Annotated in this window: 22 protein-coding genes and 1 tRNA gene; 7 read left to right on the top strand and 16 right to left on the bottom strand. The window is 61.8% G+C overall.

The features are described from left to right. Window positions 1–14 precede the first annotated feature (14 nt). The 3 genes from CLV85_RS05135 to CLV85_RS05125 all read right to left on the bottom strand — a co-directional run bounded on the left by CLV85_RS05135 (window position 15) and on the right by CLV85_RS05125 (window position 5338). Window positions 15–1754 carry a YhgE/Pip family protein gene (locus CLV85_RS05135; protein ID WP_100388502.1) on the bottom strand — a complete coding sequence of 580 codons (1740 nt, stop codon included), beginning with the start codon at window positions 1752–1754 and terminating at the stop codon, window positions 15–17. Beyond that, the gene (locus CLV85_RS05130; RefSeq protein ID WP_100388501.1) at window positions 1751–4654 is read right to left on the bottom strand and encodes an MMPL family transporter; all 2904 of its coding nucleotides are present in this window, start codon (window positions 4652–4654) and stop codon (window positions 1751–1753) included. The genes CLV85_RS05135 and CLV85_RS05130 overlap by 4 nt, the downstream gene beginning before the upstream one ends. Window positions 4655–4783: 129 nt before the next feature. Continuing rightward, entirely contained in the window at window positions 4784–5338 is a 555-nt protein-coding gene (locus tag CLV85_RS05125) for a TetR/AcrR family transcriptional regulator (RefSeq protein WP_100388500.1), read from the bottom strand. A 149-nt stretch (window positions 5339–5487) separates the two neighbouring features. On the opposite strand from CLV85_RS05125, the gene CLV85_RS05120 reads away from it, so the two are divergent. Further along, window positions 5488–5679, top strand: a complete 192-nt coding sequence (locus CLV85_RS05120; protein WP_100388499.1) for a hypothetical protein — start codon at window positions 5488–5490, stop codon at window positions 5677–5679. 17 nt (window positions 5680–5696) lie between these two features. Here the strand turns inward: CLV85_RS05120 and CLV85_RS05115 are convergent, their stop codons facing one another. Continuing rightward, entirely contained in the window at window positions 5697–6452 is a 756-nt protein-coding gene (locus CLV85_RS05115; protein WP_100388498.1) for a gamma-glutamyl-gamma-aminobutyrate hydrolase family protein, read from the bottom strand. Between the two features lie 279 nt (window positions 6453–6731). Between CLV85_RS05115 and CLV85_RS05110 the strand changes: the two genes are divergently transcribed. Next, window positions 6732–7388, top strand: coding sequence for a M23 family metallopeptidase (locus CLV85_RS05110; RefSeq protein ID WP_229820310.1), 657 nt, complete (start codon window positions 6732–6734; stop codon window positions 7386–7388). A gap of 117 nt (window positions 7389–7505) precedes the next feature. Here the strand turns inward: CLV85_RS05110 and CLV85_RS05105 are convergent, their stop codons facing one another. Then, window positions 7506–9332 carry a hypothetical protein gene (locus CLV85_RS05105; RefSeq protein WP_100388496.1) on the bottom strand — a complete coding sequence of 609 codons (1827 nt, stop codon included), beginning with the start codon at window positions 9330–9332 and terminating at the stop codon, window positions 7506–7508. A gap of 302 nt (window positions 9333–9634) precedes the next feature. On the opposite strand from CLV85_RS05105, the gene CLV85_RS05100 reads away from it, so the two are divergent. Next, window positions 9635–10498, top strand: a complete 864-nt coding sequence (locus tag CLV85_RS05100) for an SDR family NAD(P)-dependent oxidoreductase (RefSeq protein WP_100388495.1) — start codon at window positions 9635–9637, stop codon at window positions 10496–10498. 81 nt (window positions 10499–10579) lie between these two features. On the opposite strand, the gene CLV85_RS05095 is transcribed toward CLV85_RS05100, so the two are convergent. After that, window positions 10580–10652 (bottom strand) — tRNA-Lys (locus CLV85_RS05095). A 71-nt stretch (window positions 10653–10723) separates the two neighbouring features. Between CLV85_RS05095 and bcp the strand changes: the two genes are divergently transcribed. Next, on the top strand, window positions 10724–11203 hold the full coding sequence (bcp, locus tag CLV85_RS05090) for a thioredoxin-dependent thiol peroxidase (protein WP_100388494.1): 480 nt from the start codon (window positions 10724–10726) through the stop codon (window positions 11201–11203). Here the strand turns inward: bcp and CLV85_RS05085 are convergent. Beyond that, window positions 11200–11619: a hypothetical protein gene (locus CLV85_RS05085; RefSeq protein ID WP_100388493.1), complete on the bottom strand. Its 420-nt coding sequence runs from the start codon at window positions 11617–11619 to the stop codon at window positions 11200–11202. The genes bcp and CLV85_RS05085 overlap by 4 nt on opposite strands. Window positions 11620–11803: 184 nt before the next feature. On the opposite strand from CLV85_RS05085, the gene CLV85_RS05080 reads away from it, so the two are divergent. After that, window positions 11804–12052, top strand: a complete 249-nt coding sequence (locus CLV85_RS05080) for a WhiB family transcriptional regulator (RefSeq protein ID WP_009772809.1) — start codon at window positions 11804–11806, stop codon at window positions 12050–12052. Between the two features lie 154 nt (window positions 12053–12206). Here CLV85_RS05080 and CLV85_RS05075 read toward each other — a convergent pair whose 3' ends face one another. The 3 genes from CLV85_RS05075 to CLV85_RS05065 are packed head-to-tail and all read right to left on the bottom strand — an operon-like array spanning window position 12207 to window position 15597. Beyond that, entirely contained in the window at window positions 12207–13706 is a 1500-nt protein-coding gene (locus CLV85_RS05075; RefSeq protein ID WP_100388492.1) for a sensor histidine kinase, read from the bottom strand. A gap of 9 nt (window positions 13707–13715) precedes the next feature. After that, window positions 13716–14948 (bottom strand): CpaE/TadZ family protein, encoded by a 1233-nt coding sequence (locus CLV85_RS05070; protein WP_100388491.1) that lies wholly within the window; start codon window positions 14946–14948, stop codon window positions 13716–13718. A 1-nt stretch (window position 14949) separates the two neighbouring features. After that, window positions 14950–15597 carry a CpaB family protein gene (locus CLV85_RS05065; protein ID WP_100388490.1) on the bottom strand — a complete coding sequence of 216 codons (648 nt, stop codon included), beginning with the start codon at window positions 15595–15597 and terminating at the stop codon, window positions 14950–14952. Between the two features lie 119 nt (window positions 15598–15716). Between CLV85_RS05065 and CLV85_RS05060 the strand changes: the two genes are divergently transcribed. Next, the gene (locus tag CLV85_RS05060; RefSeq protein WP_100388489.1) at window positions 15717–15998 is read left to right on the top strand and encodes a helix-turn-helix domain-containing protein; all 282 of its coding nucleotides are present in this window, start codon (window positions 15717–15719) and stop codon (window positions 15996–15998) included. Window positions 15999–16012: 14 nt separating this feature from the next. Here the strand turns inward: CLV85_RS05060 and CLV85_RS05055 are convergent, their stop codons facing one another. Next, a complete protein-coding gene (locus tag CLV85_RS05055) occupies window positions 16013–16612 on the bottom strand; it encodes a hypothetical protein (RefSeq protein ID WP_100388488.1) in 600 nt (199 codons plus the stop codon). A 150-nt stretch (window positions 16613–16762) separates the two neighbouring features. On the opposite strand from CLV85_RS05055, the gene CLV85_RS05050 reads away from it, so the two are divergent. Next, window positions 16763–17251: an Rv3235 family protein gene (locus tag CLV85_RS05050; RefSeq protein ID WP_100388487.1), complete on the top strand. Its 489-nt coding sequence runs from the start codon at window positions 16763–16765 to the stop codon at window positions 17249–17251. Between the two features lie 102 nt (window positions 17252–17353). Here the strand turns inward: CLV85_RS05050 and secA are convergent, their stop codons facing one another. The 5 genes from secA to mtrB form a co-directional block, all read right to left on the bottom strand. After that, the gene (gene secA, locus CLV85_RS05045; RefSeq protein WP_100388486.1) at window positions 17354–20161 is read right to left on the bottom strand and encodes a preprotein translocase subunit SecA; all 2808 of its coding nucleotides are present in this window, start codon (window positions 20159–20161) and stop codon (window positions 17354–17356) included. Between the two features lie 161 nt (window positions 20162–20322). Continuing rightward, the gene (gene hpf / locus CLV85_RS05040) at window positions 20323–21021 is read right to left on the bottom strand and encodes a ribosome hibernation-promoting factor, HPF/YfiA family (protein ID WP_100388485.1); all 699 of its coding nucleotides are present in this window, start codon (window positions 21019–21021) and stop codon (window positions 20323–20325) included. A gap of 45 nt (window positions 21022–21066) precedes the next feature. Next, window positions 21067–21897: a ComF family protein gene (locus CLV85_RS05035; RefSeq protein WP_100388484.1), complete on the bottom strand. Its 831-nt coding sequence runs from the start codon at window positions 21895–21897 to the stop codon at window positions 21067–21069. A 62-nt stretch (window positions 21898–21959) separates the two neighbouring features. Continuing rightward, a complete protein-coding gene (locus CLV85_RS05030) occupies window positions 21960–23639 on the bottom strand; it encodes an LpqB family beta-propeller domain-containing protein (protein ID WP_100388483.1) in 1680 nt (559 codons plus the stop codon). Further along, a complete protein-coding gene (gene mtrB, locus CLV85_RS05025) occupies window positions 23632–25245 on the bottom strand; it encodes an MtrAB system histidine kinase MtrB (protein WP_100388482.1) in 1614 nt (537 codons plus the stop codon). Before mtrB ends, CLV85_RS05030 begins: the two co-directional genes overlap by 8 nt. Window positions 25246–25249 lie beyond the last annotated feature (4 nt).

Raw genomic sequence — 25249 nt, 5'->3', positions numbered from 1 at the left:
CACCCGTCGCTCGCTTAGAGCGCTCGAGAATCGGCCGCCGACAGGATCGCTCCCGTCGCGGCCGATTTTCGTATGCGCTTCACCGCGAACACCGACAGGGCGACGCTCACCACTCCGAGCGCCAGCAGGGCGAACGCTGCGGTGATCGCGGATTGCGGGCTACCGCCCGACAGAATCGTGTACATCCCCTCAACGGCATAAGTCAGCGGCAAGAACGGGCTCACCGCTTGGAACGGTGCCGCCAAAGCCTCGATCGGATACACGCCGCCCGTAGAGGTCAGCTGAATAGCGAGCAAGAAGAGCGAAATCACGAGCCCTCCGCGCCCCAGCGCTGCGATCAAGAAGTAGTGGAACGCCGCGAACGCCAGCGCCATCAGCAATGCGAAACCGGCCGTCGCGGGAGCGAGCGCCCAATCGACTCCCACCACCACGTGCAACAACAGCACGAGCAGCACCGCTTGCACGACGGTGACCACGGATGCTCGGATCAACGTCGCGGCGACGATGCGCCCATTGCGAGCCGTGGATGACAGCGAGCGGTACGAGGGAAGCGTCAGCACCAAGAACACGGCCAGCGCTCCCAGCCACAACCCGAGCGGAATGAAGAAGGTCGCGATCGCCTGCGCCGGCTCCGACACCTCGTTATCGGTCGTGACCGACAACGTAATCGGCTCAGCGACGATCTCGGCGTTCGTAGTGCTGTCGGTAGCGTCATCGGCGGTCGGCACGAGAGCAGCGCCCTCGCTCAAGCCAGTGGAGAGTTCCTTGGCCCCCGAGGTTAGCTCTTTCGCTCCTGTGGTGAGCGGCCCAGATCCCTCAGCGAGTTGCGAAGCCCCCGACGCGCTCTGGGAGATTCCGTATTGAATGCCGCCAACGGCATCCGCCGTTTGAGTCTTCAGCGTTCCACCGCCCGTGGAGGCCTGATTGAGGCCATCGACGACAGCCTGAAGCGTGCCCTTCAGTTGCGGATCAGTAATTTGCGCCTGGATGGCGGGGTTGATCGCCGCAAGAGTGGAGGCAAGCTGCGAAACACCGGCGGTGTACTCACTGACTCCGGTCGTGAGCCCCGACAAGTTTGAAGCGCCGTAGTTGAGATCAGCGAGACCGGATGACAGAGAGTCGACACCCTCGGTGTAGCTGGTGAGTCCGGTCGAGAGGTCTGTCGCGCCGTCCGCTAGCTGGGTAGCGCCGTCGGCGGCATCGGAGAGCGCTCCCCCGAGTTCACCCACGCTCGCGTAGATTCCGTCGATGTACTGAGAGGTGATCGCACGCCCAAAGGTATCGGTCATTGATTGACCGACGACCTGAGCCACCGAGCCGGTGAAGTAGCTGTGCGAATCGTCAGTGCGAATTGAAATCTGGGCCTGCGAAGGGGCGTCGGTCGAGAGCGACAGGATCGACTCCGAGAACTCGGTGGGCACGGTGAGGATCGCGTAGACGTCACCGCGAGCGAGCGCGTCTTCGGCATCGCTTGAGTTGGTAATCGTCCATTCGAAGCCGTCGGCTCCGGTGAGCTCTGTGACGAGCTGGCGACCAGCGAAAACAATTTGCTCTTCGCCCTCTGGCGTGGTCGTGGTCTGCAATTCGTCGTTGTTCACGAGAGCAACCGGGATGTTGTCGATCGCACTCTCGCCGTCGCCTGCGGCGGCAACGAAGAGTCCGGTGAAGGCAAGCGGGAGAACTGCGACCGCAACGAAACCAATGAAGGTTAGCCAGCGTCGACGCGGAATCGCGGTGGGGTATGAGGTGCTCATCGAAGGAGTCCTTCCGGGGCAAGCAGGTAGAGATCGACGACAATCACGGCACGGTCTCCGCGATCGATTTCACTGGCAGCGGTCACCGGTCTTCCGGTGCCAAACAGGATGGTCACGCTGGGGTCAGCCAGTCGTGTGACCGCAGTGAGGAACACGGCCTCATCCTCCGCTTCGGCAAACTGATCGAAGCGATCGAAGAACACGACATCGGTGCCTTCGGCAAGACCAATCGCCGCGAGCGCAATCGACCGCTCCAACTGACGCAGGGCGTTGACGTTGGTATCAGCCGCGATAGGGATTGTGCGGCGAGCGGTGACGTCGGCGAGCACGTCGTTGACGCGCGAAATCCAGCTCGCAACGGTAGCCGAAGTGCGCGGAGTGCGCTTCCAGTGCTGGGTCATTTCGATGCGTTCACGCAGCATGGCATCCATCGACGTGGCATCTTCGCTGTACGGCGTTCCCCCGATTTCGGAGAGGGCAACTCGTTTGTTCACTTGATCGGAGTGCGAAGGCAACGGGTACCCGAGCACTTGCACCATTCCCGAGACGGGAGGAAGGATGCCCGAGAGCGTCGCTCCCATGATGCGGCGGTCGTGGCGGTCTCCCGATGCAATCACGACGGCGCCGCGGGGCACCGCCAGTGAGATCGGACCAAGGCCACGCTGGGCTGTGCCCGCGACAAGGTATTCAGCGCTCATCGAGAGCGCGGACTGGGTGGATGCCCACTCCAATTCGTGACGGTGCTCGCGTAATTGCTCGCCCTCGATGTCCACGTTGGGAAGTAGTTTGTCGAGCCATGCCGGCAGCCACCAGGCGGCGTTACCGAAGAGCGCCATGAGGGCGGGAACGAGCGTCATCCGCACGAGGAAGGCATCGAAGGCGATACCAACGGCAAGGCCGAGGGCGATGGGTTTGATCGTTCCGCTGCCTTCGGGCACGAAGGCAAAAAAGACGAAGAACATGATGAGCGCGGCGGCGGTAACGACCCGGGCGCTACTCGCGAAGCCGTGGCGCACCGAGGAGAGCGCCTTTCCGGTCTTCACGAACTCTTCCCGCATTCCCGAGACCAAGAACACTTCGTAGTCCATCGCCAAGCCGAAGAGCACCGCCATCAAAAGAATGGGCATGAAACTCAGGATGGGGCCGGGGTTGTCGACGCCGATGAGGTCGCCGAGCCATCCCCATTGGAAGACCGCCACCACAACGCCGAACGACGCGACGACGGAGAGCAAGAAGCCCACCGCCGCCTTGATCGGCACCAGCACCGAGCGGAACACCATCATCAGCAGCAGGATCGACAACCCCACCACGATCAGGCCAAAAGGCACCAGCGCGTTGCTGAGCCGGTTAGAAATGTCGATACCGATAGCGGTGGTACCCGTCACGAAGATCGGGATGTCGTACGTGCGCTCCATTTCAGGAGCGAGATCGCGAATCGTTTGCACGAGCGCTTTGGTTTCTTCCGAGTCCGGCGAGCTGGACGGAGTGACCTGGATGATCGCCGTGTCGAGTCCGTCATCGGGGAAGCCCTGCGAGACGAAGTCGACGTCATCGAGCTTCTCAAGATCGGCCGCGATCGCTTCGAGGTCATCCTGAATGTCGATCGTCTGAGTGATGTCGAGGGCGACAACGAGCGGGCCGTTGTAGCCAGGGCCAAAGCCTTCGGTCACCAGGTCAAACGCTTCGCGTTGGGTAGAGCCTTCGGGCTCCGAACCGCCATCGGGCAAGCTCAGCGTGAGGCTCGCGGCCGGAATCGCCACCGTGCCGAGAATCGCTACGACGGCGATCGTCGCCAGCCACGGGTGCTTCGTGACACCGCGCACCCAGCGTGCGCCCATGCTGCGGCTTTCGTCGGCGGATGCCGTGAAGCGTCGCTGCGCCCGCGAGCCGGTCTTGGGGATCATTCGCGCTCCCGCCAGCCCCAACAGGGCGGGCAACAAGGTCGTGGCAACTCCCATCGCGATGAAGACGGCAACGGCGGCGCCGATGCCCATCACGCTCAAGAATGGGATGCCGACTACGAGCAATCCGAGCAGCGCGATGATGACGGTGACGCCCGCAAAGATCACGGCGCTCCCGGCCGTTCCGACCGCCATCGCGGCCGATTCTTCGGGCTCTTCGCCGTGCGCGAGCTGCGCCCGATGCCTCGACACGATGAACAGGGCGTAGTCAATTCCGACCGCTAACCCGATCATGAGCGCGAGCAGCGGCGCCGAACTCGACACGGTCGTGAAGGCAGAGAGGGTCGTGATCAGCCCCATCACAATTCCGACGCCGATGAGGGCACTCAGCAGCGGCATCCCGGCGGCAAGCAGGGATCCGAACGTGATGACCAACACGAGGCCAGCGAATACAACACCAATCACTTCGGTGACGGTGAGACCGAATGACGTGTCTTGAAAGACCTGGCCGCCGAACTCAACGCGCAGTCCGGCATCCTCACCGATGGTGGCGGTATCGACTAGTTCTTCCAGGGTCGCCACGGTGACATCGGTCGCGACGCCGTCAAACTGCACTCGGATGATCGCCATGCTGTGGTCGTCAGAAATGGCCTTGCCCGCATACTCATCGAAAGGGCTCACTGCCGAATCGATACCGTCAATGCGATCGATAGCGGCCGTGATCCGCTCGATCACTGCTTCGGAACTCTCGATGCGTGAACCGTCTTCGTCAACAATGACGGCTGTTGCGGATGCTCCCGCCACCGAGGGGAACACCGCCTCGAGCCGGTCGAGGGCTGCTTGCGACTCGGTGCCGGGAATCTCGAACGACTCTTGAGTTTGGCCGCCCAGCGCGATGCCTCCGCCGAGGGTTCCGCCCACGAGCAGCAGCCAGACCACAAGAACGCGCCACGGATGACGGTACGAGAATCGACCGAGTCGGTAGAGAAGAGTTGCCACGGGTGCTCCGGTTCTGGGTGCTGTGCGTTGGTGAGGTGCTGCGGTGCGGTGCTGCGGTCGTACAGTTCTGCTGGTGCTGGTGCTGGTGCTGAAGTTGTGTAGGTTCTGCTGATCGCGCGGTGGCGGAGGCTAGTCGGCGCGAACGGGCGCAAGAAGTTCGCTCATGATCGCGACCAAGGCTTGGCGGGTTTCGTCATCCGATTCGAGGGGCATCTCGAAGTTGTCTGCCGTGCAGAGCATGTAGGCCGAGCCGCCGAGCGCGATGCCGAAGCGCATTTTGTCGTGCGGGTTCGAGGTGCTGTCGGCGAAATAGTGCGCGAGTCTGCGCACAGTGCCGTTGGCACGGTCGATCACGGCGAGCCCGACGAGTGAGGGTCCCTGGTTGATGAAGAGGTGAACTTCTTGGCGGCAATCGAAAATAAAGTCGACGAATTGCCCAATGAATGTGGCCCGATAGTCGGCCCCGAGGCCGCCGGCTTCCAGGTCGCTGAGCAACTCGTCCAGGCGATCAATCGCGGGACTCACTGCGGCCTCGAGTAGCGCCTCTTTCGAGGTGAAATGGTAGAGAACGCTGGATTTCGAGAGACCCGCGAGCTCGGCAATTCGCTGAATAGAGGTGCCGGTGTAGCCGGCGATGGCGAACTCGGCGAGCGCGATGCGCTGTAGCTCTTGTTGACTAGACACCACTCGAGACTAACTGACCGATCGGTCAGTTACCGCATCACGACCAATTTCTCAGCCCAGTTGCAGGGATCGAGCCACTTCGGCGGGCCACCCGCTGGTCGCGCCCAGCATCTCACGCTAGCGTTAACCCACCCAACCCCGGAGGAAAAATGCGCAAATACTTGTTCAACGGCAGTCTCCTCAGCGCGGTCGCTGGCGGCTGGAGCATCTTTCAGACCACCAAGCAGGGCCCGCGTGACTGGCGCCTCATTCTCATGTGGATCAGCTGGGGCCTGACGGTCGCCATCGCTGTCGGCACGATCGCCAAAGAGGCCCAAGACCCCTACGAGCTCGAGCGCTAACCCCGTCGCGGGTACTACTACTCGCTAGCGCCTGAACGCTGAGCGCGATAGCGAGCCGCTGCCTCAACAACGCCACGGAACAGCCGGGCGTCTTCTTTGGCATCCTCTTCGGGATGCCATTGAACGGCGACCCCAAAGTCAACGCTGGGCAGTTCGACAGCCTGGATAACACCGTCGTCACCGCGGCCGGAAACCACAAGCCCCTCAGCCAGATCGCCAATTGCCTGATGGTGGTACGACTTCACGGCAACGCTGCTGTCGCCCCCTAACAATGACGAGAGTTCGCTGCCGGGTTCGACAGCAACATCATTGACAAGGAAGGTGCCGCCGCCTGCGCCGTAGCGGCTTGAACCGATCACATCGGGCAGGTGCTGGATGATCGTGCCGCCCAGCGCAACGTTTAACATCTGGGCTCCACGGCAAATCCCCAGAAAAGGCAGATTCTCGTCGATGGCCGCGCGCAGCAGGGCATCTTCGAACGCGTCGCGGTCCTTACGCGGAACATCCGTCGTCGGGTGGGGCTCCTGGCCGTAGCGAGCCGGGTCCACGTCTTTGCCACCAGTGAGAATCAGACCGTCGAGACCATGGATGAGCGAGCTCGCGATCTCAGCATCTACGGGCTGAGGCGGCAGCAAGACGGCGATTCCGCCGGCATCCGTCACTGCTTCAAAGTAGATCTTGGGCAGAAACGACGCCGGAAGATCCCACACGCCAGTTTGGGCCTGCTCCAAGTAGGACGTGAGGCCGATTATCGGACGCGAACTGGTGCCCATGCGGACCCCTCCCCATCGAAGAATTAGAACGTTTGCATCCAAAGGATATAGGGCGAGGCCAGCGAATTGTTGGTTCCTGAGTACCGTTCTCAGGTTTCTCCGTTATTTTTGCTGACTTACTGGCCTGTCTAACCGCATCGAAGCGGTTTCGGCCAGTGTGCTGCAGTTCGCACTCATCCGGCTTTTGCGCCGCCTAACCCCCGTAAGCGCAAAGCCACAACCAGATGGTGCCTTTCCCCGACTCGGCCGCATCTCTCTGACCCAAACCAAGGAACGCTGTTGAAACGAACTATTACCATGCTCGCCATTGGGGCGATCCTCATTGGCGGCACGGTACCCGCAGCCATCCTCCCCACGCAAGACGACGAAGTATTCATCGCGGATGCCTCGGCCCTCGCTCAGGCACCCACCACTGGTGCTGGCGCCGGCACTTCAGCGGAAGACGAAGTGCAAACCTTCGCCTCCCCCGCCACGGGAGAAGCCGCGCCGGTCGTGCGCGACAGCTTTGACGTCGAACAAGTGCAGCAGCAGGTCGTCGTGACCGCATCCGGCCTCACCGGCACCCTCGAACTCTTCCCCGCCAATGGCGACGTCAACGACGGCTTCGGCTACCGCGACGGAAATGAATTCCACGGCGGCATCGACATCATGGCTCCGGAAGGGTCGGCGATCATCGCCGCCTCCCCCGGCACCGTCGAAAGCGTCTCCGACGGCGGCGGCTGGGGTCGCCACGTCATCATTGACCATGGAAACGGAATCAAGACGCTCTACGCCCATATGATCACAGGCTCCGACGCGGTCGTTGCCGGCCAGTGGGTGGCCGCAGGCACGTTCCTCGGTTCTGTCGGAAACACCGGCTACTCCACCTTCCCGCACCTCCACTTCGAGGTGTACGTGTTCGACACTCGTGTCGACCCGATGCCGTGGTTGCCGTAACCCCGCAACTTCACCCCTAACGATGGGCGGGCCCGCACGCTGGCATTCAGCGACGGGCATACGCCAGTGTGGCCCCGACGCGAATGAGCGTCGGGGCCACAGCTCGTTTGCTGCGGATTAGCGGGCGTCAGCCTCCATCCGGCGTCGCACGAAGACTGCGGCGCCACCGAGCACAATCATGCTCGCGGGCAACAGCCACCAGACGACCGAGACTCCGCCGGAGCCGGTGTACGCCAGGGTCGGCAACTCGGCGGTGATGACCTCAGGAGAGATGCAGTCGTCATCGCTGGGAACAGCGAAGGCGAATGCGGGCGGGTCACTCCACTCGAGCTCAAGCCCGTTCGGCTCAACCACCTGAGTAGTGACGAGCACTGAACCGGATGCCGTTACCGGGTATGTTCCTGCGCTGATGCCGGGCACCCCGTTCACCGTAAACGTGACGAGTGCGGGGTCGTAGCCAGCGGCAACGCCCAGCGTGTAGGTGCCCCCGACGCTACAGCTAGCCTGCGCGAACGAAACCGCAGGCATGACGAGCCCCAGGGTTACGAGATCACATTCAGGGTCAGTCGGATCGAGTTGCGGGTTGAGCACGCCACTGAAGGTCAGCGTCTGTGACCCCAGGGCGATTCTCAGCCCGGGAGCCACTGCGGGAAACTGGGCTCCATTTGTTGCCGTTGCCGTGACGCTGTAGTCAGCGGGACCTTCTGGGTCGGTGATCTCACCCCACACGGCGTTCACGACCGGGCCGAGAATGAGACGCTGCGGTGCGTTACACGTTGCTTGTTCGAAGCTCACTACGGCTGTTGCGACTCTGTCACCGCCCACCTCGGGGCAGTTCGCAATCTCCTCGGCGGTGAGGTCTCGAACGGTCACAGCTGTACTTTCGTCGACCTTGGTCGAACCGTAGAAGTACGAGTGCACGATCGTGATCGTGGCGAAGCCTCGGTTACTAGCCGACGGGCACCTCACTTCAGTCGAGCGCTCCTCGGTGTTCGAGGCGCAGAGAACGCTGTCGTCGCTGGCGACGATGAACGACGGCGTCGTCGCATCAAAATCACCAGTGTCATTGACATCGTCACCGAGCTCGCTCTCCAGCATCAGTACAGGCTGTGCCCCTGCCTTCACTACCCATCCACTCGGATGGCTGTCGCTGGGCACAAACTGACAGACATAAACCGTGACGGGAGGCGGGTTGCACGCACGAAGCTCGTCAGCGGTCAGCTGACGTGTGCTCTGTGTCTGCTCGAAACTCACTTGAGTGGTGCCGTAGAACAACTTCGTCGTTGTCGTGATGTTGACGATTCCGCCGTACTGATAGGTCGGGCACGTGACTTCTTCGTCAACGATTACCTCGGTGTACGAGCAGAGGCTCGCGTCGTCGCTCGCGACCACGAACGACGGCTGCCGGTCGTTGAAGCTACCGGTGTCGTTGACGTCGTCTCCGAGAGCGTTGACACTCACATGAATGGGTTGTTTGCCTGATTTGAGCTGGTAGCCCGAGGGAGAGTTATCGCTCGAGACGAACTTGCACACCCACACTTTCTTGTCGTTATCGGGGCGAGCTTGTTGCTCGGGCTGAGCTGAACGGGCAACGGATGGCTCAACCGCGATGGCTTGCGCCGCCGGTTGCTTGGCAGCGTCTGGCGCGGGCGAGACCGCCGGGGTGGGCGCGACCGGTGCTGGGCTCGCGGCTGACGCGGGCGCCGGCTCCGGCTCCGGCTCCGGAACGGGTTCGACGGGCGCTGCGACAACCGGCTGGGGTGCGGCAGGTACGGGAGCAGCGCTCGGGGATTCGGAACTCGAGGGCGCAGTAGTGGTTTGAGTTACTGCAGGGTCATGGGCAGGGAGGGCGTCGTCAGCAAAAGCGGGCGCTGAGACACCAAAGAGAGCACCTGCCGTGAGGGTGACACTGGCAACAGCGGCCAGCAGTTTTTTCAGGGACATGAGGGGCAGCTTTCTGCAAGGGGGAATGCATTTCGACGCATCCGCACGCAACTGCAGAATCGGGGCCGCCATTGGCTCACGACAGGGAGTGCGAGCGCATTCACGGGGGTGAACTGCGCCGCTGGGGAGTGATTCGGGCATCACCTTCTTCTTCGCCATCGGGTTGACCGGAGCGGGCCGGTCTGGCAATGCCCACAAAGTACCATGTCCCCCATAAGGAGGACAATAAGATTTTTTTGACCATTCCACTCGGTCGAGCGAGACAGGCTTTGGCTAGGCTAAAGAAACCGAATGGAGCAACCATGGCCTCTCCCCGCATCATCGCGATCACCGGCGCCAATTCGGGAATCGGTCTGCGCGCGACCGCCCAACTCGCCGCCGCTGGCCATAGCGTGCTCGCTCTCGTGCGCGACCCTGAGCGTTCCCGCGCAGCGATCAGCGAGGCAACGAACGGTGCCCCTAACGTACGGATGATCCAGACCGACCTGTCGAGCGCTACTTCGATTCAGGATGCCGCCGCCGAGATCTCCGCGCACGGTCGTCTGGATTCCCTCATCAACAATGCCGCCGTGTTCGATCTCGCTCAGAAGTCAGCCAGCTTCACCCCCGAAGGCCATGAGTTGTTCTGGGCCACCAATCACCTCGGGCCGTTCGCCCTCACCGCGCGCCTCAGCCCGCTCTTAGCCGCCGCCCCGCAGCCTCGCATCGTTTTCGTCGCGAGCAAGGGACTCATCACAATGCCCTGGCTGCAGATCCGCTTCGACGAGCTCGACTCTGCGAACTGGTACAGCCCCACCAAGGCGTATTACCACTCCAAACTCGCTCAAGTAATGACCGCCGTCACGCTGGCCGAACGCGTGCCGCCCACGGTCGACGTCAGCTGCATCCGGGTGCCGGCCGTGCGACTCGATGCCGCACGACTCTCGTCACAACCCGCGGTGCTTCGAGCGCTGTACGCGCCCAAAAATGCGGCTGCGGCACTCCCTGACACTCTTGGCGCCACCTACGCGCGCGCTGCGACCCGCGCAACGCCGCTAGATGCCGTCTACATCGACGAAAACGACGCCGCCGTGCCGATTCCGCGCTCCGCCCGCGACGGTGACGCACGCGAACGCCTGTGGGCCCTGAGCGCCGCCGCAACCGGCGATATCGAGTGGGCATGGTGAGCATCGCCGATCCGCAGCATTCAGCGATCGCTTAAGCGAAAAACCCCCGCAATCACAATGATCGCGGGGGTTTTCTTGAAGTGCACCCCCCCGGACTTGAACCGGGAACCCACTGATTAAGAGTCAGTTGCTCTGCCAATTGAGCTAGAGGTGCTTGGCTTGGTTTTCCCTCTCGGGGCAACCGAGGAACAACGTTACCATGAGTTAAAGCGACTAAGGAGCACAATGACCACTGAATCTTCTCGACTTGCCATCGGCACCCCAGCACCGGGCTTCACACTGCCTGATCAGGACGGCAATTTGGTGTCACTGAGCGACTTTTCGGGCAAGAAAGTGATTCTTTATTTTTATCCTGCCGCCATGACTCCGGGATGCACGAAGCAGGCCTGCGACTTCCGCGACCAGCTCGGCTCGCTGCAGTCGGAGGGGTACGTCGTACTCGGCGTTTCTCGCGATACCCCCGAGAAGCTCACCAAGTTCCGTGAGCAGGAAGCGCTCACGTTCCCACTGCTCAGTGACCCCGAGCACGAAGTGCATGAAGCGTATGCAGCCTGGGGCGAAAAGAACCTCTACGGCAAGCAAGTTGTGGGCGTCATCCGCTCCACTTTCGTCATCGACGAGCAGGGCGCAATTTCACTCCCCCTGTACGCCGTGAAGGCAACCGGCCACGTCGCTTCGTTGCGCAAAAAGCTCGGGCTCGACTAACCCTCGCGACGGGTGGTTGCTTCAAGCACCGGTTTCGTGAACAGCAATACCAACACCACGATGGCCGGCGTCAGCAGCAACCACCCGACATCGGGGCGCGCAAAGACGCCCTGAAAACTGCCAATCGCAACTGAGATTTGCAGAACCTGCCACACCACGGCGGCACCGCGAATCCACGCCTGCTTACGCAGCGTGTTGATACCAATTACCGCGACCCAGACGGCAGCGATGGCGGTCAACACCGAGAGCGCGATCGCACTGGGATACGACTGCGGGGTCTCCGCGCCCAGCTCGAAGATCAAGTATGCGAGAGCAGCAAAAAGCAGGGCACTCTCTAAAAAGATAACCACCGCAAGAGCAATCAAATACGGATGATGACGTCCCGTTTTCTCTTCTGGGACAAGTTCGTCTACCATTCGCTCCCCGTTAAATCGCTGAAAAACCATTGCTTTGGCTTTGACGATATGCGATTCTAGTTGAGGTTGATTTCTGGCTCCCAGTGTTGCGAGCGAGACCCACACAATTTCTCAAGCTCGACGCCGATCAGGGCGTAATTTTTTTGCGCGCTCGAGCATCGCAACACACCGTAAGGAGCAACAAATGGACTGGCGCGATAACGCTGCATGCCTCACCGCTGACCCGGAGCTTTTCTTCCCGGTCGGAAACACCGGTCCGGCAGTTGACCAGATTGAAAAGGCAAAGGCCGTCTGCGGTCGCTGCTCGGTAACCGAGATGTGCCTTCAGTACGCTCTCGAGACCAACCAAGACTCCGGCGTCTGGGGCGGGCTCAGCGAAGATGAGCGTCGCGCTCTCAAGCGTCGCGCTGCTCGCGCACGCCGCGCTTCCTAAGAAGCCACACTTTCTTCAGAGCTGCATTCCAGAGCTCTTCAGAGCAGGCCGATCGGCCGCGATAACTCGCACCATCCAGACAATTTCTGGGTAACGGGAATCGCTCCGGTCGGCCTTGCTTTGTCTCCGGACCGAATTTCTTGGCCTACTTGGCCTACTTGGCGCGAGTGAGCCAGGTCAGTGGAATATCGATCGTCACTTCAGTGCCGCTGCCCATCAGGGTGTGCCAGTCGATCGTTCCGCTCAGTTCGCCCTGAATCAGGGTGCGCACAATCTGCGTACCGAGCCCCTCGCCCACCTTGCCTTCACCAAGACCAACGCCGTTGTCGCGCACCTGAACCGTCAACTTATCGGCGGTACGTCGGGCATCGATCTCAACCGTGCCGTCCGTCTTGCCCGCGAGGCCGTGCTCGACTGCATTCGTCACCAGCTCGGTGAGAGCCAACGCCAACGGGGTGGCATACTCACTGGGCAATGCACCAAAGCTGCCCACGGATGTCGGATGCACGGTCGTGTTGTGACTCGAAGCAACCTCTGCGATCAGCTTCAAGACGCGGTGGAACACCACATCGAAGTCCACGTTCTGGTTGAGACCTTCTGAGAGCGTGTCGTGCACAACCGCGATGGCAGCGACACGGCGCATAGCTTGGCCGAGCGCCTCACGAGCGACTTCGCTGTGTGTACGGCGAGCTTGAATACGCAGCAGCGACGCTACGGTCTGCAGGTTGTTCTTAACGCGGTGATGAATCTCACGAATCGTGGCATCCTTCGTGATCAGCTCACGTTCCTGATGCCGCACCTCGGTGACGTCGCGGCACAGCACGATGGCTCCGACTCGCTCGCCACGATCCCGGATGGGGATGGCGCGCAGCGAGACCGTGACGCCACGCGCTTCGATGTCGGTTCGCCACGGTGCGCGACCGGTGACGACCAAGGGAAGGGACTCATCCACTTCGGGCTGGCCCGCGATAAGAGTCGTAGTGACATCGGCGAGCGACTCTGCTTCGAGCTCGCCAGAGAAGCCGATGCGGTTGAACGCTGACAGAGCGTTCGGGCTTGCGAAGGTGACGAGACCATCGACATCCAGACGGATCAGACCATCGGAGGCGCGGGGCGCACCCCGGCGCGGTGCGGCGGGGGCTCCCATGTCGGGGAAGTCTCCCGCAGCGATCATCGCGAAGAGGTCGTTCGCACACCCGTTGAAGGTGAGTTCTTGACGCGACGGAGTACGAGCATCACCGAGGTTGGTGTGGCGCGTAATGACCGCGATCGGAGTTTCGGTCGTCGCGTTACCCGTGGCATTGAGCCGACGCAGCACGGGGACCGCCCGCACGCGAGTAGGCGTCTCTTCGTACCACGCGGGTGCTGCGGTGTCGACGATGCGCGACGTTTCGTAGGCCTCGGTAACCTGGGCAAGCCACTCGGGCTTGATCTGCTGGCCAACAAAGTCACGGTAGAAGAGCGTGGCCGAGCTGCTGGGGCGGGCGTGCGCGACAGCGACAAACTGGTTGTCGTCGCTGGGAACCCACAGCACGATATCCGCAAAGGCAAGGTCCGCGAGAAGCTGCCAGTCGCCGACGAGCATGTGCAGCCATTCGATGTCCGCCTCACTAGAGCGGCCTTGTTCTTGGACTAGATCACTAAGTGTCGACACCCTTACAGGTTACCCGCGCGCCAACATCCTGCCGAACAATGACTTCTGAGGCGCTGGTTCGTGTTCCTCGGGCACCAGGCGTGACATCACGAGATCGCGGATGGCGGCCCGCGCGCTGGAGCGTGGTGCGGCATCCACCAGAGTCTTGCCGCTGAGTACGGCGCCGTCGAATCCGGAGAGGTCGTGGGGCACGAGAATCGGATGCTCGATGCCGCCGAACCTCGAGAGCGTTTGAGTTACTTGGCCGTGCGGGTTCATGCCGCTGGCACTCACCCGAATCTTGTTCATGACAACGCTCACGCTGCGGGTCGTGACGGTTTCGAGCAGGTCGACATGAGCCCGCAAGAACCGCGACAGCCCGACCGGATCCGCCGAGCCGACGGCGATCACGTGATCGGCGGCGCGCACGGCTGTAACTGCTGCCGCATTCCGTCGCGGCGCAAAGAGATCACTCGTGATTTCTTCGTCGTTCTCCAAGCTCGAGCTCGTGTCGAGCACGGTGTAATCAACCCACTGTCGACACTGCGCGATTGTCGTTCCGACACGTTCAGACGACAGTTCGGGCCATCGACTAGGGCGACCGATGCCGGTGAGCACCCAGAACGAGCCAACGGGCGACTCGTAGCGTTGCCCGATGCGATCGAGTTCCTCGGTCGTGAGTGTCTCGGTTCCTGCGAGGCGGCAGGCGGCAGCAAAGCCGGGTGCCTCGTCGAGCATTCCCAGAGCCGGCGCCACCGAGGCTCCGTGAGTGTCCACGTCCGCGAGCGCCACGCGGTACCCCAGCGCGGCGAGCTCCGCAGCAATCGAGATGGCGATGGATGTTCGCCCCGGCGCCCCGCCCGGACCCCACACCGCAATCACTTGGCCGAGCGCCGCACGTTCGCGTACGGGAGGCTGAGCGTCCCACGGCGATTGAGCGAGCAGCGCATCCAGCGCGCGCCAGCCGGCCGCGGCATCCACAATGTCGAAGAGCCCGAGGTCGCTGGCATAACGCTGCTCCCGCTCACTGCTGGCGACGGCGATGAGGCGCACCCCGGCTTGATCACACGATGCGATGAGGCGGTCGGTCAAATAGCGCGCTTCTGCCGCTACCAAAGCGACATCAGCATGGGCGCCAGCAATGCGGGAGGCTAACTCCGGTGCGCTGACGGTGCGTAATACGATCTCGTGGCCGTGCTGAGCCGCGTCGAACGCGAATTGGTCTTCCAGAGTGACGGGCATCGCGAGAGCAAAAGCGGTCATGTTAGCCCTTCGCCGGCAGGTTGGCGGGGATCACGGAGAGCACATCACCGTTCGCCATCGCTTCGAGAAGACGAGCGACCCGAGAGCGCGGAACGAGCAGCTCAATGGCGTTGCCGTGAGCGGCAGAGACCAAGGAGTCATCCTCCAGCAGCCGCACGACGACCGCCCCAGAGATAATCACGCCAGGAGCCGCGTAACTCCCGTCTTCAGCTTCAGCGCTGGCCCACACATCCACCGAAGCACCGGTGGCGACAGTGCCCGAGAGCCCACCTTGAGGCGAGACTACAACCGAGGTCAGTGAGAGCCCGTCGTGGCTTCCCAGCGACGACGACGGTACGAGTTCCCCAGCCTCAATTGGTCGAGTCGCGATGAAGCCCTCGTCGGGCAATTCGCCTCGCGCGATGTAGCGATCAGTCGCCTCGTTCAGCTTCACGCTTCGAATCACGAGGTCAGAGCTCAGCACACGATCGCCGGGCGCGAGAGTGGATGCCGCAGCATAAACCTCGGTCGATTCATCCGTTGCCGCGACGATGGAAACCACGCCAACGACCGACGCCACGACGAGCACCACACCGATGGCGAGTCGCGGGTCGAGGGCGAACGCTCGGGCGCGAGCTTGGGACAGGGTGCGGCCGGAACGGCGGCTCATAGCGCGCGCTCCGCAAGTCGGGTGTTGATCATGGCACCATCGTTCGTCACGGCTGGGAAGTGGCTCGATAGTTATCCACATCAGCCCCATTCCCAGCTTCATACGCGCATAATCGATGCATGAACGCGATCAACCCAGCAGAAGGCCTCGGGAGATTTCTCACCTTGGCCGATACTGCCGAAGTGCTCAGCGTCTCTCCGCACGAGGTTCTTGAGCTTGTGCGTTCGGGCGAACTGCCCGCCATCAAAGTAGGTAGCAAGGGCCAGTGGCGCATCGAGAACTCTGTTCTCGAGTCATACATCGAAGCGCTCTACGAAGAGACTCGTCGCATGAGCCTCTGGAACCAGTCCGACATCGCCACGGTGACCGAAGTTAACTTCGGCGAACAGCGCACGCGCTAGCGGCGAAAGCAGCCCTAAGGCTTCACCAGCACGAGACTTGTAAACGGCACCAAGCGATATTCCGAGACAGCTGTCTCGCGACGCACGGCTCCGCGCTCGTGAACCGCGACATCCACATGGTCACGCCCGACGCGATCGATGGTGCCGTGCACCTCCCCCGCCACCAGGAGCAGTGAGACTGCGCGCCGGCGCCGGCAGAGGTCGCGCAACACGTAGCTCAGGCTCAACCGCTGTGAGAGACTCGGGTGCCCGTTCGACGGCGCGGTAGCCAGGCTCGGCGTGATGTGGGCCGCTCCGAGAGAGATTCCGGCCAATGCGGCGAACGGGATGATGCACTGTGCCGGGCGACCGCTGTCATCGACGATGTCAGCTGACATCCAATCGCGGCCGATGATCACGGGGCGCACGGTGACGCGCGTGCCGGTGATCAACAGAACAGCGAGTGTGAGAGGTGCCTCTGCGCTGCTGCGCCCGTGAAGGGCGACGATGCGGTCCCGGATGCTCAACCGCCCCAGTCGCAGCCGCTCCTCTTCCGCATCGACCTCGAGGTCATCCGCGGTCATTTCGCGCTCGAGCTGGCTTTCGAGGTCGTCAAAGAGTTTGTCCCAGCGCATGGATTGACGGTACTGAGGCGGGTCTCTGAGTCCGGAATGTTATCCACAATTGAAAATTAGTCATAGACAATTGGTCTCGTTACTGATTAAGTGTGGTCTACCCCCTTATGGGGGTGAACATCGCCGTCTTGACCTTTTACCCGGGAGATCATGAGTACCGAGCCACTTCGCACCTCCTTACCGAGTGTGGAATTACCCCGACAGTTGCGCCCGCGCGCTGGCACGCTGCCCTCCAAGGTCATTCGGCCTCGATTCGTTCCTGACGAGTTCTTTGGCCACCAGCCGACCCCTAGCGCGGAGCTACCCGACCCCGCGCCCCTCGTCGAGAACCTCACTCGCTGTGTGATCGAGGTGCTCGCCGGTGCTCGTGACCTTGAGCAGATGTCGCGGTGGGTCACCGACGACGTCTACCGCCACCTGCTCAAGCGAGTGGTGCTCTCAGCGCGTGCCCGACGCGCTAAGGGACAACCGGTCACCCGCCCCAGCTTCACGATGGGTTCCATCCGCCTCTGCGAACCGCGCGACGGCGCAGTCGAAGCAGTGGTCATCGTTCGTGGCCGCGCCCGCACGCGCGCTGTTGCCGTGCGCCTCGAGGGCCTCGACAAGCGCTGGCGCGCCACGGCCATCAACGTTCTGTAGCCTCACACCCCTGCAGAGCGCACAACAACGGATGCCCCACTCGATTGTCGAGTGGGGCATCCGTTGGTTAACTCCAGCGCACTGCGCTAGCTCACGTTCTTGCTACTTCTTGCGCTTCTCCTGCGCGCGGCGCTGCGAACGGTTGAGGGGAGCTTCAGGAGCGGCACCCTCGGCGCGCTGCCCGAAAGCACCACGGTCGTTCGACTGCGGCTGAGCGGCAGGCTGTGCCTGCTGAGGAGCCTGGCGCTGCTGCGCTTGCGCTGTAGCGGCACGCTCAACTTGACCGCGATCGTTGCGAACTTCAACCTCGCCCGAAGCGTCAGCGCTGGGCGCCGAGTAGCTGAGCTGAGCTGACGGCGCACTCGAACCGTCGAGTCCACGGGCCTGCACGGTCGTTGCTTCACCGCCGCCATTCACCTCAACATCGAGGTTGAAGAGGAAGCCAACAGTCTCTTCGCGGATTTGCCCCATCATCGTCTGGAACAGCGCGTAACCTTCGCGCTGGTATTCGATGAGCGGATCGCGCTGAGCCATTGCTCGCAGACCAATTCCGTCTTTGAGGTAGTCCATCTCGTAAAGGTGGTCGCGCCAGCGGCGGTCGATCACACTCAGTACAACACGACGCTCGAGCTCGCGCATGGCGGGCTCCCCCAGTTGCTGTTCGCGACGTTCGTAAGCGATCACGGCATCCGAGTGGATTTCCTTGGCAATGAACGCGCTCGTCATCTTGCCGCGCGAGCCAGCCTCGGTGAGCACCTCGTCGACAGTGATGCCCACGGGATACATCGTCTTAAGCTCGGCCCACAGCCCCTCGAAGTCCCACTCTTCTGAGTGACCCTCCGCGGTGTGTACATCAACAACCTCGGTAACGACGTCCTTGAGGAAGCGCTGTACGCGATCCTTAAGGTCATCTCCTTCGAGGATGTGACGGCGGTCACTGTAAATAGCTTCACGCTGGCGGTTGAGAACATCGTCGTACTTGAGAACGTTCTTGCGGATCTCAGCGTTACGCGATTCCACCTGTGCCTGAGCACTGCGGATGGCGCGGCTGACAACCTTCGACTCGATCGCGAGGTCATCGGGAACCGACGAACGCCCCATCAGGGCTTCAGCAGCACCGCTGTTGAAGAGTCGCATGAGGTCATCCTGAAGCGACAGGTAGAAACGGCTCTCACCGGGGTCACCCTGTCGACCGGAACGACCACGCAGCTGGTTGTCAATCCGGCGCGACTCGTGGCGCTCGGTTCCGAGCACGTAAAGCCCACCGACGTCGATAACCTTCTTCGCTTCGGTATCTACCTCGGCCTTGACGCCGGCGAAGACGTCATCCCAAGCAGCTTCGTACTCATCCGGAGTCTCGGAGGGGTTCAATCCACGGCTGTTCATTTCGGCAACAGCCAAGAACTCGGCGTTTCCGCCGAGCATGACGTCAGTTCCACGGCCGGCCATGTTGGTGGCGACAGTGACGGCGCCGAGGCGACCAGCCTGAGCAACGATGGCCGCTTCGCGAGCGTGGTTCTTAGCGTTCAGAACCTCGTGCTTGACGCCCTTCTTGGCCAACATTCGAGAAAGCAATTCGCTCTTCTCAACGCTTGTCGTACCGACCAGAACCGGCTGACCCAGCTCGTGGCGCTTGGCAATGTCAGCAACAACCTGCTCGAACTTCGACTGCTCATTCTTGTAGATGAGGTCGGACTGGTCGATGCGCTGCATCGGACGGTTCGTGGGGATGGCAACAACACCGAGCTTGTAGGTGGACATGAACTCGGCCGCTTCAGTCTCAGCGGTACCGGTCATTCCCGAAAGCTTGTTGTACAGGCGGAAGTAGTTCTGCAGTGTGACGGTAGCCAGCGTCTGGTTCTCGGCCTTGACCGCGACGCCTTCCTTGGCCTCAATCGCTTGGTGAATACCTTCGTTGTACCGACGACCCTGCAAGATACGGCCGGTGTGCTCATCGACAATGAGCACTTCGCCGTTCATGACGACGTAATCCTTGTCTTTCTTGAACAGGGCGCGAGCCTTGATCGAGTTGTTCAAGAACGAGATCAGCGGAGTGTTCGCTGATTCGTAGAGGTTGTCGATGCCGAGGTAGTCCTCGACCTTCTCAATACCTGGCTCGAGAACACCGACGGTGCGCTTCTTCTCGTCGACCTCGAAGTCGGTCTCCGGGTCGAGCTTCTTCGCGAGATTGGCGAACTCGGTGAACCAGCGGTTGGCCTCGCCTGACGAGGGACCAGAAATGATCAGTGGCGTACGAGCCTCGTCGATCAAGATCGAGTCGACCTCGTCGACTACAGCGAAGTAATGGCCGCGTTGGACCATGTCGCTTGCCTGCCACGCCATGTTGTCGCGCAGGTAGTCGAAACCAAACTCATTGTTGGTGCCGTAGGTGATGTCTGCCGCGTACTGTTCGCGACGTTCGAGCGGAGTCTGGCCGGAGACGATGCAGCCAGTAGTCATGCCGAGGGCGCGGAAAACGCGACCCATAAGTTCAGATTGGTAGCTCGCCAGGTAGTCGTTCACCGTAATGACGTGTACGCCCTGAGCGGCGAGAGCGTTGAGGTACGCGGCAAGCGTGGCGACGAGAGTCTTACCCTCACCGGTCTTCATCTCAGCGATGTTGCCCAAGTGAAGCGCAGCACCACCCATGAGTTGAACGTCGAAGTGACGCATGCCGAGGGTACGGCTAGCCGCTTCACGCACAGCAGCGAAGGCCTCTGGCAGCAGGTCGTCGAGCGACTCCCCCGCGGCGTAGCGCTCACGCAGTTCTACAGTCTCGTTCTTCAGCTCGTCATCAGTGAGGGTCTTGAAGTCGTCCTCGAGATGGTTGACCGCCTGCGCATAGCCTTTCAAGCGCCGAAGAAGTCGGCCCTCACCTACGCGAAGAGCGCGTTCTAAAACATTCGCCACCGAATACTCCCATTCTTGTCGGACGGGTCCGACGCTGGCACTGCTCGACGAAGCGCAGTCTTTTAGACGCTTACGTCACGGTAACGCGGTGCGTGCAATCAGCGCACAGCCGCGTTACCGGTTCGTAATCGTATCAACTCCAAGCCAAAAACTTGGTGTGCTTAGCCGTTGGCGACCTTACGCTTGCGCGAGCGGCCGCCCTGAACAGCGTCATCGGCCTCTTCTTCGAGACCAATCACGCCGTAATCCCACCCCTTGCGGCGGTACACGACGCTCGGACGATCGGTTTGGCTATCGACGAACAAGAAGAAGTCGTGGCCAACTAGTTCCATGTGATCGAGAGCCTCCTCAACAGTCATGTGACTCGAGGGGAATACCTTGCGGCGGATGACGACGGGCGAGTAGTCCTCGTCGCCGGGCTCCGGCGCTTCATCCTGAATCGGCACTGCTCCGGTCGCGACCTTTTCGATCACGTCGGGGCTAGCGGGGGTGATATCGACAACAGCAAATCCGCCAGCGCTCGCCTCACGCAGTGACGTGGGGCGGTGGTTTCCGCGGTGAACTTTCTTGCGATCCTTCGACTGGCGGATGCGCTCAATGAGCTTGGCCATTGCCAGATCGAAAGCAACATACTTATCTGAACCAGCAGATTCCGCTCGAACAAGCGGACCTGGTCCAATCAACGTCAACTCAACGCGGTCGTCTCCACTGGAACCTTTGGTTTCGTGGTGTCGGCTTACCTTGATCTCGAAGGCGATTGCCTTCTCGGCCAAGTGAGAGACCTTTTCAGACTTTTCGATCGCGTACTCACGGAAACGATCCGTGACTCCTACATTTCGTCCGTTGACGGTGATTTCCACGGCGACCTCCTAGCCATAATGCGCGGCTGCCCCGTGAGGCAGCTTCTATTTCGCGCCCTTTTCCATACCGTAGCCCTCACCGCTGGCAATGTCACGAACCGTCAGCGTTCTTGGAGTGAACCCGATGGTTGCAGCCCCCACTACCGTTCCGCCCGCAGCGAAAATTGCCCTCGCCGCTTCGTCGATCGTGGCGCCGGTTGTCAGCACGTCGTCCACAATGATTACGCGGATGCCAGCCAAGGAACGCGTCGCAATGAACGCTCCGAGAACGTTGCGGGCTCGCTGCTCGGCGCTCAACAATTTCTGACTTCGAGTTTCTTGGGCTACGCGCAACACCCGGGCGTGGCGCACCCCCGCCGCGCGCAGCACGAGCGCCATCGGGTGATACCCCCGGGTGCGGAATGCGCGCCGGCTGCTCGGCACCGCCACGATCTGAAGCGGCCGCGCCGAAGCATCCGTTGGCGCGGCAACCTCCGATGGCCCGGCATCCTCGAACCGTTTGGCGGCCTCGGACCGTGTGGAAGCCTCAGTCTGCTCAGCAGCTTCTACTGCGCGCAGTAGCGCCGGCACGAACGCCCGTGCCAGCGGTCGCGAGAGATCGGTGCGGTGATGGTTCTTGAAGGCGAGCAAAACCCGACGCACTCTGCCCTCGTACCGCAGTGCGTAATGCACAGCAAGATGCTGCGGCGTGGACTGGACGCTCGGCTGCGCGACCATGCTGGGTGCGCACTCGTCGCACAGCGCTCGATCGGCCCTCTGGCATCCGGCGCACTCCACGGGCATCAGGAGGGCCCAGGCGTCGCGCAGAGCCTCGCGGAGGGCTTTGCGCCACCACGCGCGCTGGTGGCGGTCTGGAGGCTGCTGTGGGGGTGTCATCCCCCGATCGTGCCGAGTTCTCGGAGCTAGGCCGCGTCGTGCTGCCGATCAGTGGAGAACGATTACTGCTGCACCGCTAGGAAGGAGGCGTCGAGCCCGGTCTGCACCCACGCTTGACTGCCCTGCGGCCGCCACACTTCGCCGTCAGCCAGCACACGGAGCCCATCGGTGTTCGAGCCCGTTGTTACGAGTTGCGTTGCGCCATCGACGTCACCCAAGTCTTGAGAGGGACCACCGAGGTTGTACGCGGTGACCTCGACAGAACCGTCGTCACCGGTCAACGTTGCGACACTGCTTGAGCCAACCCACGCCGCGTCGATTGCGGTTCCGGAGCGCACCGGCAGAGACACCGGTTCCACGAGCTGAACGGGAACGTTGCCCTGTTGGCGCACGATTCCGTACACGAGCAGTTGAGGACCTGACGGAGTGGAGAGATACACGAGCAATCGCGCACCGTCGCGGGAGACATCCAGCGACACAATCTGAGAGTCAGCGGGCAACGAGGTCTGCAGCGGATGCTCGGTGCCGTCGACCGCGAAAGTCGTCAGCGACGTGGCGCTGGAGCGCTGCGCAGACCAGACGAACCGGAAAGGGTCGAGCGATGGCGCCACGAGCCCGGACCGCGCATCGATCAGGCGCGGAGCGACACCCACCGACGCAAAATAGGCCGCGCCGTCTGCGGCGCGATACACAGCCGAGAGCCGGTCGGCAGACAGCGCTGCCGTGGTGGCCCCAGCCGAAGTCACAATGTCACTGAGCTCAGTGATCGCGCTCAGCCCATCGCTCGTGCTGAAGCCAAATTGGTCTCCCGTGCCCACAACGAGCGGGCCGGCGGACCCCGGTTCGATCACAGCCGCGTTTTGACCGGAGCTGGAGTCTTGAAGCTCGCGCCCTTCAACCGTCAGCACCACGATCGGCGTGTGAAGTGTCGCCGATAGTTGCTGACGCATGCGGTCGCGCGCCACGTTATTGGCGGCGAGCGCCTCAGAACTCAGGTCAACGACTGCACGGCCAGAGGTAAGACTGCTTGTGGTCCCGAGCGTCGTAGATGGCGGGAATGCGGTGAGCACAACGCCCTGCTGCACCCACGCCGAATCGGCAGCCAATAATGCTTGAAGCGCCCGCGCCTGCGACGACTCCCGCGCAGCAAACCAGCGGGTGTCAGGGATCAGGTAGGCGAAGCTAGGGTCAAAGTAATACAGCACTTGCTCTTCGAAACTCACTTCGAAACCACGAAGCGTCAGAACTACCCCCGGGGGCGCTGTGGAAATTCGCCACTCCCCATTGACCTGCTCAAACGCGAATGCGAGAGTCTGAGACACCGGCGACGGCAGCTCGGAGTACACCCCTCGCGCGTCGATAACAGCTTGCGCCGAGAACGAGTAGGTGAGTGCGTTTTCGTCGAGCGCTGGCGCAATAGTCGGCAGCTTGTCGCGTTCGAGAACGGTGGCGCTCGCAGCGGGATTCCATGCCTCGCTCATCGCGCCGGTGAGGAACTCGCGGGCCACGGAATAGTCTCGCGCGGGAGAGCGCACGGCATTCATGAAGTCAGTAAGAATTTGTTCCTGCGTTGAGCCAGCGACGGGCCCTGAAGCGACGATCTCGTATTGGGCGCCGTCTTGTTCATTGATGAGCGGCCCGGTTTGCACCTCGCTCGACGTCGGCACTCCAACGCAACCCGTAAGCGCAACAGAAACTGCGGTGACCAAGGAGAAGAACGCAATCTTGGAGAACTTAGGCATGGGGCGCCTCCAAGCTCGGGATGTCATCATTCGGCGGCAATTCAAGCGGCGATGAGCGCAATTCTGCGCCGCGCTCGCGGGGAATCGTGAGCCGGAAGCACGAACCGTGGTCTCCATCCGACCACACTTCGAGCCAGCCGCCGTGAAGCGCAGCATCCTCGAGCGCAATTGCCAGCCCGAGGCCAGTGCCACCCGTGGTGCGTTGGCGCGACGGATCAGCCCGCCAGAAGCGATCGAAGACGCGCTCGAGGGCCGCCTGGCTCATGCCAACGCCGTAATCACGCACGGCGATAGCAACGGCATCCTGGTCGCTGTCGATCCACACGACGATCGGTAGCCCGTCGCCGTGGTCGATGGCATTGCTCACTAGGTTTTGCAGAATGCGGCGGATGCGGCGGGGGTCGACGTCCGCTTCGAAATGGCCACCGGGGGCAACGAGCCGCAGTTCGGAGCCCTTGCTCTCCGCAAGCGACGTGAGGCTCTCGATGGCGTCTTCGACGAGCCGCACGAGGTTTGTGGGCTCCGTCTCCATGTCAACAGCTCCAGCGTCGTAGCGGCTCATCTCAAGCAAGTCGGCGAGCAACAGCTCAAACCGTTCAACCTGGGTGTGCAGCAACTCGGCAGTGCGTGCCGTGGCGGGCGGAAAAGTGTCGCGCTGGTCGTACAGAACATCGCCGGCGAGCCTGATGGTCGTGAGCGGCGTACGAAGCTCGTGCGAGACATCCGAAACGAAACGTTGCTGAACCTGCGAGAGCGCGGCGAGGCGGGTGATCTGCTGCTGCATGCTCGTGGCCATACCGTTGAACGAGCGGGCGAGAGTGGCAATGACGTCGTCACCCTGAACCGGAATGCGCACCTCGAGTTCGCCGGCCGCCAAACGCTGACTAGTCTCAGCCGCAAGACGAACAGGCCCCACGACGAGACGCACCACGACGAACGTGACAACGCCGATCAGCGCGAGCAGCGCAAAGCCACCGAGACCGAGCGTCTGCTGCACGAGAACAAGGGTGTCTTGAGTGTCTTGGATGTCGTAGACCAAATACAGCTCATATTGCGCGCCACGAATATCGAGTGTCGAGCCGACAACAAGACCGGGATGATCGGCGGTGTCGGCATCTTGCCTCAGGGCCACCGACTGCCAGTAGGTACGTTGCTCGGTCGACGCGGCGACCACATCGCGAAGCTCTTGCGAAATCAGGGATTCGGAACCGAGACCCTGAGTTTGAACATCGGAAGGAACCCGTGACCCTTCCTGACCGGGCGTTCGCAAAATCGCGTAACTCGTGCCACCGGTGCTGGAGGCAACACTCTCGATGACCTTTGCGGCCTCGCCCATCATGACGTCGAGGTCTTCGAGGCCAAGGCCTTCGTCAGCAGCATCGAACACTTGTTGACCAGCAAGGGTTGCGTTCACCGACGTACGCGTGAGCTGATCGCGGCTCGCATCAAACAGGTTCGCGCCCACACTCAGCGACATGTAGCCCGCAATAACCATCACCGCAACGGATGACAACAGCACCGTGATCGCCACAGTGCGCAGTTGAAGTGACGAGCGCCATACTGCGGCGCCTCGCCGCACCCAGCCGCGCCAGTCAAAATCGCGCATAGAA

This window comes from Salinibacterium amurskyense, from assembly GCF_002797685.1.
Lineage (GTDB): Bacteria > Actinomycetota > Actinomycetes > Actinomycetales > Microbacteriaceae > Rhodoglobus > Rhodoglobus amurskyensis.
The sequence above is the reverse complement of the archived record's forward strand: the minus strand, read 5'-3'. Positions and strand labels throughout refer to the sequence as shown.

Excerpts from the sequence above, each read along its gene's own strand:
- CLV85_RS05135 (WP_100388502.1), bottom strand. The coding sequence starts at position 1,754 with ATGAGCACCTCATACCCCACCGCGATTCCGCGTCGACGCTGGCTAACC.
- CLV85_RS05120 (WP_100388499.1), top strand. The coding sequence starts at position 5,488 with ATGCGCAAATACTTGTTCAACGGCAGTCTCCTCAGCGCGGTCGCTGGC.
- CLV85_RS05115 (WP_100388498.1), bottom strand. The coding sequence starts at position 6,452 with ATGGGCACCAGTTCGCGTCCGATAATCGGCCTCACGTCCTACTTGGAG.
- CLV85_RS05105 (WP_100388496.1), bottom strand. The coding sequence starts at position 9,332 with ATGTCCCTGAAAAAACTGCTGGCCGCTGTTGCCAGTGTCACCCTCACG.
- CLV85_RS05100 (WP_100388495.1), top strand. The coding sequence starts at position 9,635 with ATGGCCTCTCCCCGCATCATCGCGATCACCGGCGCCAATTCGGGAATC.
- bcp (WP_100388494.1), top strand. The coding sequence starts at position 10,724 with ATGACCACTGAATCTTCTCGACTTGCCATCGGCACCCCAGCACCGGGC.
- CLV85_RS05085 (WP_100388493.1), bottom strand. The coding sequence starts at position 11,619 with ATGGTAGACGAACTTGTCCCAGAAGAGAAAACGGGACGTCATCATCCG.
- CLV85_RS05080 (WP_009772809.1), top strand. The coding sequence starts at position 11,804 with ATGGACTGGCGCGATAACGCTGCATGCCTCACCGCTGACCCGGAGCTT.
- CLV85_RS05070 (WP_100388491.1), bottom strand. The coding sequence starts at position 14,948 with ATGACCGCTTTTGCTCTCGCGATGCCCGTCACTCTGGAAGACCAATTC.
- CLV85_RS05065 (WP_100388490.1), bottom strand. The coding sequence starts at position 15,597 with ATGAGCCGCCGTTCCGGCCGCACCCTGTCCCAAGCTCGCGCCCGAGCG.
- CLV85_RS05060 (WP_100388489.1), top strand. The coding sequence starts at position 15,717 with ATGAACGCGATCAACCCAGCAGAAGGCCTCGGGAGATTTCTCACCTTG.
- CLV85_RS05055 (WP_100388488.1), bottom strand. The coding sequence starts at position 16,612 with ATGCGCTGGGACAAACTCTTTGACGACCTCGAAAGCCAGCTCGAGCGC.
- CLV85_RS05050 (WP_100388487.1), top strand. The coding sequence starts at position 16,763 with ATGAGTACCGAGCCACTTCGCACCTCCTTACCGAGTGTGGAATTACCC.
- CLV85_RS05035 (WP_100388484.1), bottom strand. The coding sequence starts at position 21,897 with ATGACACCCCCACAGCAGCCTCCAGACCGCCACCAGCGCGCGTGGTGG.
- CLV85_RS05030 (WP_100388483.1), bottom strand. The coding sequence starts at position 23,639 with ATGCCTAAGTTCTCCAAGATTGCGTTCTTCTCCTTGGTCACCGCAGTT.
- mtrB (WP_100388482.1), bottom strand. The coding sequence starts at position 25,245 with ATGCGCGATTTTGACTGGCGCGGCTGGGTGCGGCGAGGCGCCGCAGTA.